The organism is Pedobacter sp. KACC 23697 (assembly GCF_045348445.1).
GTDB lineage: Bacteria > Bacteroidota > Bacteroidia > Sphingobacteriales > Sphingobacteriaceae > Pedobacter.
This window is the reverse complement of sequence record NZ_CP157485.1, coordinates 2,707,100-2,719,505: the sequence shown is the minus strand read 5'-3', so window position 1 is coordinate 2,719,505 and position 12,406 is coordinate 2,707,100. Positions and strand designations below refer to the sequence as shown.

The 12,406-nt window shown below is 38.0% G+C and carries 14 protein-coding genes; 9 read left to right on the top strand and 5 right to left on the bottom strand.

What is annotated here, in order from left to right; all coding sequences use genetic code 11:
• Positions 1–82: 82 nt before the first annotated feature.
• The 4 genes from ABEG20_RS10890 (at position 83) to ABEG20_RS10875 (ending at position 2,869) form a co-directional block, all read left to right on the top strand.
• Positions 83–1,030 (top strand): YbbR-like domain-containing protein, encoded by a 948-nt coding sequence (locus tag ABEG20_RS10890; protein WP_406823375.1) that lies wholly within the window; start codon positions 83–85, stop codon positions 1,028–1,030.
• Entirely contained in the window at positions 1,030–1,647 is a 618-nt protein-coding gene (gene coaE / locus ABEG20_RS10885) for a dephospho-CoA kinase (RefSeq protein ID WP_406823374.1), read from the top strand. The genes ABEG20_RS10890 and coaE overlap by 1 nt, the downstream gene beginning before the upstream one ends.
• Positions 1,648–1,690: 43 nt before the next feature.
• On the top strand, positions 1,691–2,632 hold the full coding sequence (locus ABEG20_RS10880) for an exonuclease (protein WP_406823373.1): 942 nt from the start codon (positions 1,691–1,693) through the stop codon (positions 2,630–2,632).
• A 93-nt stretch (positions 2,633–2,725) separates the two neighbouring features.
• Complete coding sequence (locus ABEG20_RS10875; protein WP_158554515.1) at positions 2,726–2,869, top strand: DUF5522 domain-containing protein; 144 nt, start codon at positions 2,726–2,728, stop codon at positions 2,867–2,869.
• 297 nt (positions 2,870–3,166) lie between these two features.
• Here the strand turns inward: ABEG20_RS10875 and ABEG20_RS10870 are convergent, their stop codons facing one another.
• The 5 genes from ABEG20_RS10870 to ABEG20_RS10850 form a co-directional block, all read right to left on the bottom strand.
• Positions 3,167–3,304, bottom strand: a complete 138-nt coding sequence (locus ABEG20_RS10870) for a hypothetical protein (protein WP_406823372.1) — start codon at positions 3,302–3,304, stop codon at positions 3,167–3,169.
• A 15-nt stretch (positions 3,305–3,319) separates the two neighbouring features.
• Positions 3,320–3,442, bottom strand: coding sequence for a hypothetical protein (locus ABEG20_RS10865; RefSeq protein ID WP_406823371.1), 123 nt, complete (start codon positions 3,440–3,442; stop codon positions 3,320–3,322).
• Positions 3,443–3,600: 158 nt separating this feature from the next.
• Positions 3,601–4,317 carry a ZIP family metal transporter gene (locus ABEG20_RS10860; RefSeq protein ID WP_406823370.1) on the bottom strand — a complete coding sequence of 239 codons (717 nt, stop codon included), beginning with the start codon at positions 4,315–4,317 and terminating at the stop codon, positions 3,601–3,603.
• A 3-nt stretch (positions 4,318–4,320) separates the two neighbouring features.
• Complete coding sequence (locus ABEG20_RS10855) at positions 4,321–4,884, bottom strand: phosphatase PAP2 family protein (RefSeq protein WP_406823369.1); 564 nt, start codon at positions 4,882–4,884, stop codon at positions 4,321–4,323.
• Positions 4,881–5,612, bottom strand: a complete 732-nt coding sequence (locus ABEG20_RS10850; RefSeq protein WP_406823368.1) for a class I SAM-dependent methyltransferase — start codon at positions 5,610–5,612, stop codon at positions 4,881–4,883. Before ABEG20_RS10850 ends, ABEG20_RS10855 begins: the two co-directional genes overlap by 4 nt.
• Positions 5,613–5,952: 340 nt before the next feature.
• On the opposite strand from ABEG20_RS10850, the gene glmM reads away from it, so the two are divergent.
• The 5 genes from glmM (at position 5,953) to ABEG20_RS10825 (ending at position 12,396) form a co-directional block, all read left to right on the top strand.
• Positions 5,953–7,338 (top strand): phosphoglucosamine mutase, encoded by a 1,386-nt coding sequence (glmM, locus tag ABEG20_RS10845; RefSeq protein WP_406823367.1) that lies wholly within the window; start codon positions 5,953–5,955, stop codon positions 7,336–7,338.
• Between the two features lie 131 nt (positions 7,339–7,469).
• Positions 7,470–8,618, top strand: a complete 1,149-nt coding sequence (locus ABEG20_RS10840; protein WP_406823366.1) for a cysteine desulfurase family protein — start codon at positions 7,470–7,472, stop codon at positions 8,616–8,618.
• A 969-nt stretch (positions 8,619–9,587) separates the two neighbouring features.
• Positions 9,588–9,791 carry a hypothetical protein gene (locus tag ABEG20_RS10835; protein ID WP_205058282.1) on the top strand — a complete coding sequence of 68 codons (204 nt, stop codon included), beginning with the start codon at positions 9,588–9,590 and terminating at the stop codon, positions 9,789–9,791.
• A gap of 74 nt (positions 9,792–9,865) precedes the next feature.
• Positions 9,866–10,765 (top strand): MBL fold metallo-hydrolase, encoded by a 900-nt coding sequence (locus ABEG20_RS10830; RefSeq protein ID WP_406823365.1) that lies wholly within the window; start codon positions 9,866–9,868, stop codon positions 10,763–10,765.
• 305 nt (positions 10,766–11,070) lie between these two features.
• Positions 11,071–12,396 (top strand): cytochrome ubiquinol oxidase subunit I, encoded by a 1,326-nt coding sequence (locus ABEG20_RS10825; RefSeq protein WP_406823364.1) that lies wholly within the window; start codon positions 11,071–11,073, stop codon positions 12,394–12,396.
• Positions 12,397–12,406: the final 10 nt, after the last annotated feature.

Below are 12,406 nucleotides of genomic sequence, written 5' to 3'. Positions count from 1 at the left end.
CGGGACTGTTTTTGTTTTATTACATTTGATTAAATGCATTTCGGATAGTAATTTTCCGGCTTACAGCTCATATTTATTTATTATGCCCTTCATTACGTTAACGAAGATTGAAAAAAGACGTGTATTTAGCTTATTGGCCTGCCTGTTGCTGGCTGTAGCTGCATGGCTTTTTATGGCATTAAATAACAAGTATGTTTATGTGGCCAAAACGGTATTGGTTTTTAAAAATAGTCCAACCAAAAGAGCTTTTTATCCTTTACAGTCTGATACAATAGATTTGCAGGTGGAAGGCACAGGCTGGCAGCTGCTTTTTGCCCGTCTCAGAATCAGCCCACCTTCTGTTTCTGTTAGCCTGAGTCAGCTCAATACTAAAGATTTTATCGTTTTCTCCGATCAGCTTTTTAATATCAACAGGCAATTAGAAAGTACGCAAAAGGTAATTTCTGTTAAACCCGATACCCTTTACTTTGATTTTACTAAACGTGTAGTAAAAAAAGTTCCCGTAAAATTGATTGATAAATTGGGTTTTGCTAAGCAATGTGGTAGGTCAGGTGATGTGATCCTCAATCCTAAGTATGTAAAGGTTGCCGGGCCTTTAGAAGAGCTTTCTAAAATAACATTCTGGCCAACTGATACACTTAAACAGAATAAAATACAAAGTAGTATAATGACAAGGGTAGCTTTACAGCACAGTATTCATAAAAATGTAAGCATTTACCCCTCATCTGTTGAGGTTAAACTTCCTGTAGATGAGTTTACGGAAAAAACCATTGAGGTACCTTTAAAAATTACCAATAACCGGAGCTACAATAGCATTAAACTTTATCCTAAAAAGGTTAAAGTTACCTTTTTAGTGGCTTTGAGTAATTACGATCAGGTTGATGAAAGTTTTATTACCGCAACGATTGATGTTGATGAATGGCAAAAATTAGGACATCATCAGTTTACCGTCAAGATAGCCGAATTTCCTGATTATTGTAAGTTAGTAAGCGTAAGCCCTTCTAAAATAGATTTCATTGTAGATAAATAATGTATAAAGTAGGCATAACAGGTGGTATTGGCAGCGGTAAAACGACTGCATGCAAGGTTTTTGAAATATTGGGCATTCCGGTATTTTACGCTGATACGGTTGCTAAAGAAATCATGTGCAAAGATGTTGTATTGGTAGCAGGAATCAAATCTGCTTTTGGAAAAGAAAGTTACTTTGAAGATGGAAAGCTGAACAATAAACATATTGCAGGCATTGTTTTTAATCATGAAGAAGCGCTGGAGAAACTAAATGCATTAGTTCATCCGGCAGTTTTTAGGGCATTTGATGTCTGGGAACAAACTATACCGGAAAATACACCTTACACACTTAAAGAGGCTGCCCTCCTGTTCGAAAGTGGTTCCTACAAGATGTGTGATACCACTATCTTGGTTACTGCACCGTATGAAATTAAGCTGAAACGGGTAATGCAACGCGACGGTGTTTCGGCAGAGCAGGTTAAAGCCCGTATGGACAAACAACTTAGTGACGAAGAGAAATCTAAACTGGCCAGTCATTTTATCGTAAATGATGAGCAACAGTCCATCATCGGGCAGGTATTAACCTTGCATCAGCAATTTCTAAAGGCCGCTGAAGCCATTAAGCGTGTCAATGTATAATGATCTCCTTCAATCAGATCATCCTTAAATCCTTTTATTCTATATGATTTTAGCAGATTTTATCACTGTTACCCCAACTGGTTTATATTGTGTTTACGGCGATTTTTACCTCGATCCGCAACAGCCGGTTAAAGAGGCAGTGGTTTCGCACGCACATGGCGACCATGCCATCGGTGGAAGCCAGCATGTATATTGTACCGCTGCTACTGCAACTTTTATGAAACACCGGTACCGTAAATTTGCAGCGGTTGATTTTTTTACCAAAAGTTATCATGAATCTTTCAAAATAAAAGAGGTGAACATTACTTTTTATTCTGCCGGACATATTTTAGGCTCCGCCCAGATACTAATGGAATATAAGGGTGTTAAATATCTTTACACGGGAGATTACAAGATTGAGCCCGATGAGACCTGTGCGCCTTTTGAATTTGTAGAAGCCGATGTATTAATTACAGAAAGTACTTTTGCTAATCCGGAAACCAAACATCCTTCTGCGGTAGCAGAAATTAAAAAGCTTAACGATACCCATGCGAATATTATGCTGGGTGCTTATGCACTGGGCAAAAGCCAGCGGATAATCCAATTGATCAATGCGCATTGCCTTACAAAAAACATTATGGTTCACCATAGTATTATGCCTTTCGTTAAAATCTATGAAGACTTTGGCATAAAAGTAGGGAATTACAAGATGTACGATAGAAAGGTGATGAAAAATAACCAGGAACACCAGGTTTATATTGTGCCCCCAATGGTATTTCACAGTTACCATAAGGCAATTAATGTAGTACGGGCCTTTGCATCCGGATGGAAGAACCTGCAACAGCAAAATGGAATTTCACTTTATATATCTGATCACGCCGATTGGGATGCAATTCTGGAAACCATTGAAAAGGTCAATCCCAAGCAGGTATGGACTTTGCATGGTGATGGTAAACAGCTTAAAGATTATTTTAAAGATAAACTGGAGGTTAAAATATTAAATTAATCAGAGTTCGTCATTCTAAACTTGTTTCAGAATTCTTAGATATTAAATGAACACTCAATCATTCATTATTCATTCAATCATTCAATATTGGCTATGAAAGAAGGCGAAGATTTTTATTTTAACGAAGATGGATTAATGGTTTTTACTGAAACTTACCATTTAAAACGTGGTTATTGCTGTAAAAATAAGTGTAAACACTGCCCCTGGGGGTATGGGAAGAAAAAAGAGAAAAAGTAAAACAGTTTACAGTTCTGAGTTAGTAGTTAATTGGAATATATCGCAATCATCACTTTATCGTTCTGTAAATCAATTGTTAAAAACGGACATAATAATAAATATTGCTAAGTGCCATATCAATCCCATCTAAACCAGGGTTAAGGTATCAGAAATCTCTTTGTATTCGCTTAAGAACCAATTTTTATCTTTATTAATGCGATATGATTGTACAAAAACAGATTCCGAATCAATCATAATGTATTCTTTTAAAGATGGAATATCCTTATACAGGTTGAATTTTTTATTCCTGTCATAATTTTAGGTTGAAGGCGAAAGGATTTCAATAATCGCAGTTGGTAAAACAGAGGTATCTTCATCAACATCGTTATGCTTTAAACCATTACAATAAATGGAGATATCCGGATAAGTAAATAAAGTATTCTCCGGGATATTCATTCGTTTATCACTTCCTTAAGGTCTGCAAAGCCTGCCTTTAAGTTTGCTGGCTATTTCTCCAAAAACATTACTGAAAATCTCATTGTGATTCTCTCCGGCACCAGATATGGCAAAGATCTCTTCCTTGGTCATATTCATGTTTTGCTGTTGATGCTTTTTCCATCTTCAGGTATTCCTCAATGGTATAATGCCTTTTTTGATAAGCTACGGCAGGTTCACTTACAATTTTATCCAGCTGTTAACTGTAAACTGCCAACTGCCAACTGAAAACTGCTAACCGAAAACTGCCAACTGAATTAGTGTCCGGCAAAGAAACCGATCAATGCTACACCTATTCCCAATAAAACGGCAATCATTTTACGGGTATTGATCTTATGATCGGCGCTCGATTCGAACAATATAGTAGTGGAAATATGCAAGAAAATACCAATTACAATCCCCATAATTTTATTAAAATAGGCATCTAAGCCACCTATGGTTCCATTGCTTAAACCAACACTTACATAAAAACCAAGGGGAGCCATAATGGCAAATATAATCAGGTAAAATACAATGCTGCCTTTTTTAAAATGATTCTGCATCAATATACTTGCCAATGCAAAGGCAGCAGGAATATGGTGTAACGAAATACCAAAAATCAATTCATTATGCTGTTCCTTAGCCAGGGGCATCCCTTCTAAAAATGCATGTAAACACAAGCTGATCATAATCCCGAAAGGAAATACATGCCCATCCTGATGTTTATGGATATGACCATGTTCTACTCCTTCTGAAAACTGTTCCAGGAAAATTTGTAATAAGAAACCAATCAGGATAAAAATACCAATCTGCCATTTGTCCGGTCCGCTGTAAGCATCTGGAATTAAATGTAAAACCGTAATGGCAAATAAATAGGCCCCGCTGAAAGATAAAATCAGCTTAAGTAATTTAGATTTATCACTTTTAACCAAAAAGATAGCAGCTCCGCCTAAGAAGGCACAGAAAAAGAGTACGCAGAGTTTCCAGATTTCCATAGGTTAAAAATCAGGTTGTAATTTTTTAAATATTCTCGAACAGATCACGCCTATTGTTATACCTAGTAAGGCCCCGGTAGTTACATCAACAGGGTAGTGAACACCAACATATACCTGTGCAAAACTGATTATAAACGCCCAGAAGAGGCCAATAGGTAAAATGGGTTTCCACCTGCTGTAAAAAATGCAGATCAAAAAAACAGCTATAGCAAAATGATTGGTCGCGTGTGCAGATGGAAAACTTAAACCGCTTCCACAGGGTACACGGTGAATGATATCGTTCGCTAAACTTAAATCGTTGCAAGGCCTCACACGCGATACCCATGGTTTTACAATCCTGGAGGCGATTAAATCGCCCGCGGCGAAGGTAAACAGTACCATGCCAATGATATAATATCCTTGTTTTTTATACTGTTTAATGCAAAAAATAACGATGAAAAGGTAAAGTGGCGACCAAAAGAAACGGTTGCGCATCAGCGGCATCAGCCAGTCAAAAAAGCCGTTTGAAAGTCCGCGGTGGATTTTCAAGAACAAATCTACATCAAACTGCTGTATGCTTTCTATCATGCTTTTTTACAGATTAAAATTAACCGGTCTGAACTGCTTTCGTCAAAATCAGCCAGGTTGTAATTGCCAAAGGTTTTTTCGATAACCATCCCCGCTTTGCCCAGCATGCGTTCAAAATCCTCAAAACTAAATGCCTGTACACGCTCTTCAAAGTGGTATACTTTGTGTTTATCTTCGAAATTGATCTTTTTAATGATTTTCCCATCAATAACATTTTTAGTGATGTGAAAAGTGATGTCATCCAGCGATTTTGTTTCACAGGAACTTAAATTACGGATGATCTTCTCAGTATTGAAATAGTCCAATACCAGAATACCCTCTGCAGTTAAACATTTGCGAAAAGTTTTAAGTGCATTTACGTGGTCTTTTTCTGTGTCAAAATAGCCAAAACTGGTAAATAGATTTAAAGCTACATCAAAATAATTGATGTAAAACAGTTTGCGCATATCGTGAACAAGGAAGTGAAGTTTGCTGTTTTCAAATTGCTTTGCATACTTGATGCTTTGTTCAGATAAATCTATGCCCGTAACATCAAAGCCTTTTTTATTCAGGTAAATAGCATGGCGGCCCTTCCCACAGGCAATATCGAGCATTTTAACATCAGCTTTGGGATTTAAAAAAGCAGTAAGCTTATCAATAAAAAATTCGGCTTCAGCATCATTTCTCTGTTGGTAAAGAATATGATAATATGGCGAATTGAACCAATATTGAAACCACTTGCGCTGCATATAAAAGCCGTTTGTATCTTTAAAAAGATGCAAATATAAGGTTTTACAATCGCTAGTAAAGGTAGAATGCACATTTATGCAATAAAGTTGCAAGAATATTATGATTTGATTTTTTATTGCAAGCAAATCAACTTCTTATATAAAATCCGGAAAATCATTCCTAAAAATCAATCGGACATCTAAATAAACAAACATTTGTTCTTGGCGCTTAACAATTCTCTATAAAATTGATCGTACAGGTGGATGTAAAAACAATATAAATTAACGTCTGTAGCTCGGTTTAAATAACAGCTATCTTGTTTTTTTTCTTATTTTTGGAGCCTCTAATAAATTATAAGCAGTGACTCTAATAAAATCGATTTCAGGAATACGGGGAACCATTGGCGGAAGTGCTGGAAAGGGCCTGACCCCATTTGATATTGTGAAATTTACAGCTGCTTTCGGTAGCTGGGTAGTAAATAAAACAGGCAATAAAAGAATAGTTTTGGGGCGCGATGCACGGATTTCGGGCGAGATGGTGAATCATCTTGTTATTGGGACTTTACAAGGCCTTGGAATCGAAGTAATCGATTTAGGCTTGTCTACTACACCAACCGTTGAAGTAGCCGTTCCTGATGAAAATGCAGGAGGTGGAATTATTTTAACCGCCAGCCATAACCCTAAGCAATGGAATGCCTTAAAGTTATTAAACGCCAGCGGAGAATTTATTAGTGATACCGACGGTAAGGAAGTTTTGGATTTAGCAGAAAGTGCCGATTTTGATTTTGCAGATGTAGATAAACTTGGTAAAGTAATTAAAAATGATACTTACCTGCAAAAACACATCGATAAAGTTTTAGCCTTACCATTGGTTGATATTGAGGCGATCAGAAAGGCTGACTTTAAAGTGGTAATTGATTGTGTAAATTCTACAGGCGGTATTTTTGTCCCGGCCTTATTAAAAGCCTTAGGTGTAAGTAAAGTAGTAGAATTATATTGCACGCCAGACGGGTACTTCCCGCACAATCCTGAACCACTGCCAGAAAACTTAACAGAAATATCGAAAGAAGTACAGAAACAGCATGCCGATTTAGGCATTGTAGTAGATCCTGATGTTGACCGTTTATGTTTTGTAAATGAAGATGGCAGTATGTTCGGTGAAGAGTATACCCTGGTTGCAGTAGCCGATTATGTATTAAAAAACACACCGGGAAATACCGTTTCCAATCTTTCATCAACCCGTGCTTTACGCGATGTAACCGAAAAAGCTGGTTCAGCATACAATGCTTCGGCTGTGGGTGAGGTAAATGTGGTAAACAAAATGAAAGCCACCAATGCCATTATTGGTGGGGAAGGAAACGGTGGTATCATTTATCCTGAATCGCACTATGGTAGAGATGCCTTAGTTGGTATTGCCTTATTTTTAACGCATTTAGCTAAATTTGGTAAATCTATTTCGGTACTTAGGGCCAGCTATCCTCAATACCACATTTCTAAAAATAAGATTACCCTTACGCCGGAAATGGATATCGATCATTTATTGAAGCAGGTAGAAGAAAAATATAAAAATCAGCCCTACAGCACCATTGATGGTTTGAAGATCGAATTTGATAAAACCTGGGTACATTTGCGCCGCTCTAATACAGAACCAATCATCAGGATTTACAGTGAGGCCGAAAATGAAACCATTGCCGAAAATCTGGCAAATAAAATGATATCTGATATTAAAGAAATATTACACCTTTAATCTCTAAAACGGATTCTGGGATCAAGCATACCAGTTCAGGATTTAACCGTTGTATTAAATCCTGAACCTTTACAAAAGGGCTGCCCTTAACTTGGCAGTTTTGCAACACTAACTTTTTAAATATTCATAAAATGAAAAGGGTCTATTTAGATAATGCGGCCACAACGCCCTTAGATAAGGCAGTAATCGCAGAAATGACAAACGTGATGGAAAACTATTTTGGTAATCCATCTGCCATTCATGCACTTGGCCGTGAGGTGAGAACATTGGTTGAGAAGGCCCGTAAAACCGTTTCTGGTCTGTTAAATGCATCTCCATCCGAAATATTTTTTACATCTGGTGGTACGGAGGCCGATAATACCGCTATCCGCTGCGGTATTTCAGCCTATGGTATTAAACATGCCATCACTTCAAAAATAGAGCATCATGCTGTTGAGCATACTTTAAATACCATGCTTAAAAATGGTGAAATTGATAAATTAAGTTTCGTTAATATAGATGAAAAAGGAAATATCGATTACAACCATTTAGAAGAATTGCTTCAAAACAACGAACGTACCTTCGTTTCGTTGATGCATGCCAATAATGAATTAGGTACACTGACCGATATGGTGAAGGTTGGCGATATCTGTGAGAAATATAATGCCATCTACCATGCTGATACCGTGCAAACCATGGGCCATTATCCGCATAACGTACGTGAGCTTAAAGCACATTTTATTGTGTGTGCTGCGCATAAGCTTCACGGACCCAAAGGCGTTGGGTTTTTATATGTAAATAGCAATATTAAAATTCCTCCTATGATTTATGGTGGCGCACAAGAGCGCAATATGCGTGGTGGTACCGAAAACGTGTATGGAATTGTGGGCTTAGCGAAAGCCCTGGAAATTGCTTATGCAGAAATGGATCAACATCAATCTTATATTCAGGGCTTAAAAGATTATCTAAAAGCACAATTGATTGCCGAAATTCCCGGAATTGCCTTTAATGGCGAAACCGATGCAGATAAAAGTCTTTATACGGTATTAAATGTTTCCTTCCCGGAAATGGATATGGCCGATATGTTATTGTTCAATTTAGATATCAATGGAATCTGTGCTTCGGGCGGTAGTGCCTGTTCATCAGGTTCAAACATCGGTTCACACGTGTTAAATGGTATTAAGGCCGATCCAAACCGTCCTTCGGTACGTTTTTCATTCAGTAAATATACTACTCAGGAAGATTTGGATTACGTAATCGAAAAAGTTAAAATGGTGGTGAAGCAGAATGCTTTAGCATAAAATATCATTAACCAAATAGGATAGTCCCGGTATAAATCGGGACTTTCTTTTGGGGCAAAGAATTAGCCCGGTTTTTTTTGAAAAGCAGAGGCAGTATTTCATTTTTAATGTTCGTCCTGCTTTACGCTCATACGCCTGCAGGCCTAAACCGCCTGGCCGGTATCCGCTTTAATCAGGTTTAGTTCCATGAAGCTGGTGCTGCTATTTAAGGGTGTATGATGCAAGAGAATATTTGTCTGATAGACTAATTCTTTGCGCCCTGCAACTCCTAATCGTTTTGCTGGCTGTGCCAATAAACCTGATCGGAACGAACATGGAGTGTAACGAAGTAAAGTAGAGAGCAGGATGGTAACTTCCCAATGGCCACTGCAACTGATATCCAAAAAACGTTTCAGATTTTTTTCATATCACATCTAAAACCCAAAAAATAGTTTGCAAAGCTCAAAAATTAAGCTTATATTTAATCAAACATAAGGCATTCCACGCCACTTTACCTGTTGTTCCTGAACGAAACCTTATCAAACACCCCATGGTATAAGGTTAAGCAAATTTTAAATAGCTTTTAATATGATTAAAATTGTTAAACCTGAAAGCCCCTTGGTTTTCAATAATCTATATCGTCATGGAAACTAACCACAACACTCAAAATCTCGAAAACGCTAAATTGGAAGAAAAGTTAAACGAAGAAAGAAAACACATTTACAAGTTTATCTTCAATCCATTTTCTTTCGAATCTTCAAACCATTTCAATAAAATCCATAAACGAAGGTTTCATTCTTTTGGCTGCATCCATGAGTTAGGAAAACTCCCCGGGGCAATGTTTTAATTGTGAAGGTAAACTTGCATTTCCATTTTCATTGGTTGGTGGTTGTTTACTTGTTTGGTAGGCCAATAAACACGGACTTTTAGGATTAAAGAAAACAATATTATTTCTAGGTTGTTCTTATAATACATCAATTTACAATTACTATGGAAACAAATAAAGAAAAAGGTAAAGTTGTTGAGAACGATTTACTGGATAAAACTGCCGAGGATATTAAAGAAGATAGAACACTTGATGAAAACAAATCATCGAAAGTGGGTACAAATTTGTTTAACAAGGATAAAGACCGTAAGAACAATTCATTTGGTCCGGGGCATGAGCCGGGTACTACGCCAGGTGCAGGTATATAATTCTGTTATTTCAGGATTTAAATCATTAATTTAAACCACGGCATTTGCTGTGGTTTTTTAGCTTAATCTTAAAAATGGAAAGAAGAAATTTTATTAAAAATTCGGCACTCGCCATGGCCTTGCTTTCAATTTATAAAACCGATGTTTTTGCACAGCAAGATCTGTTTCGTGCTTATAATTTTAAAGCGCTCCGTAATAATGTAGGTATATTTACCGAGCAGGGTGGAACTATTGGCTGGTTAAATTCGAGTAATGGTTTTGTAGTGGTAGATGCGCAGTTCCCGACTACGGCACCTCATGTGATTGATGAGTTGAAAAAACTGGGCGAAAAACCATTCAAATATTTGATCAACACGCATCACCATGGAGATCATACCGCAGGGAATATTTCTTTTAAAGGATTGGCTGAAAAAGTGGTTGCTCACCAAAATTCACTGGTCAACCAGAAAAGAGGCGCAGAGAAAGCCAATAATTTAGATAAACAGCTTTTGCCTGATAGTACTTTCGGTACAAAATGGAGCGCGAAAGTAGGTGACGAAAATATAAAAGCTTATTATTACGGTTCGGGGCACACCAATGGCGATGCCGTTTACCATTTCGAAAATGCCAATATTGTACATGTAGGCGATCTGGTTTTTAACCGGAAATTTCCATATATTGATAGGGAGAATGGTGCACACATCGGCAACTGGATTACGGCTTTAGATAAGATACAAAACCAGTTCGATAACGATACCTTATTTATCTGGGGACATAGCCTTGATCCGGAAAAAGTAACGGGAAACAAAGCAGATGTTAAGGCATATCAAAACTATCTTCAAAACCTTTTAACTTTTGTAGGAAACGAAATTAAAACTGGCAAAAGCAAAGAAGATATTTTAAAAACGACAACCATCCCAAATGCACCCGAATGGAAGGGCGAAGGCATTGAAAGAAGCTTAACTGCCGCTTATGATGAATTGAAAGGAGTTTAACCTTATATATCATAAGAAAGTCGTCATCCCGACTGAAGCGCAGCGGAATGGAGAGATCTGTTTTGACAGATTTAGCTTCGCTGAGCACTATGTGGTTCTCGGCTGCGTTGCATTTCGCTCGAAATGACGATATCCTTCTGTGCTCATCTGTGGCTAAAAATTTATCGTTCCTTTAATACAGCCTTCCAAATCTTTTTTCAATTTATAAACGTTCTATATTTAAAATAATCCTTTCTACGTCATTGAATTACCATAGGCTTTAATCATTAACAACTATATTTGTTACTATTCAAAATCTACAGCCCATGGATGATTTTATAGCAGCCCGTTCGCAAATGGCCTTGTCATTAGGCTTTCACATCATTTTTTCTTGTATCGGCATGGTAATGCCCTTCTTTATGGCCGTATCGCATTATAAATGGCTTAAAACGAACGATGAGGTATATAAAAACCTCACCAAAGCCTGGAGTAAAGGGGTAGCCATATTCTTCGCAACAGGTGCGGTATCGGGTACCATGTTATCATTCGAACTGGGCCTGCTATGGCCCAAATTTATGGACCATGCCGGACCCATATTCGGGATGCCTTTTTCGCTTGAGGGAACAGCCTTTTTTATTGAAGCCATTGCCCTTGGTTTTTTCCTTTACGGCTGGAATAAGTTAAATAAATGGTTCCACTGGTTTACAGGCATGGTAGTAGGGGTAAGCGGATTGGCTTCAGGCATATTGGTGGTTGCCGCCAATGCCTGGATGAACAGTCCGGCAGGTTTTGATTTTGTCAACGGACAATACCTCAACATCGATCCCATACAAGCCATGTTCAATAAAGCCTGGTTTAGCCAGGCATTACACATGTGCCTAGCCGCATTTACCGCAACAGGCTTTGCTGTGGCAGGCGTACATGCTTTAATGATCTTACGAAACCGAAATGCATATTTTCATTTAAAAGCCTTTAAAATAGCGGCTGTATTTGCCTGCATTGCTGCTTTATTACAGCCTTTAAGTGGCGATATTTCTGCAAAAGACGTTGCCAGGCGCCAACCTGCAAAGCTGGCGGCCATGGAAGCATTATATAAAACCGAAAAACCTGCCCCATTATTGATCGGCGGTATTGTAAACGAAAAAGATAAAACAGTAACAGGCGCAATCAAAATTCCAGGTGCCTTGAGTTTTCTGGCACATGGCGATTTCAAAGCTGAAGTTAAAGGCCTGGATCAGATTCCGGAAAATGAACACCCACCGGTAGCCATCACCCATTATGCTTTCCAGATGATGGTGGGGATTGGTACATTATTACTGCTAATATCTTTAACCTACTTCTTCATTCTGCTTAAAAAGAAACCTTTAACCGAAAAACGCTGGCTGCTAAAACTATTTGTTTTTGCCATCCCGCTTGGTTATATCGCTTTAGAGGCTGGTTGGGTAGTTACGGAGGTTGGCCGGCAGCCCTGGATTATTTATGGTATTATGCGTACCAAAGATGCGGTAACACCAATGCCGGGTATTGCATATTCTTTCTATATTTTCTCCGCCATTTATGTGTCGTTAAGTATAATCGTAACGTTTTTGCTTTACCGGCAGATTAAAATGGTACCCGTATTATATAATAAAGTCGAATCTAATACCAATTAGCATAGCTGGG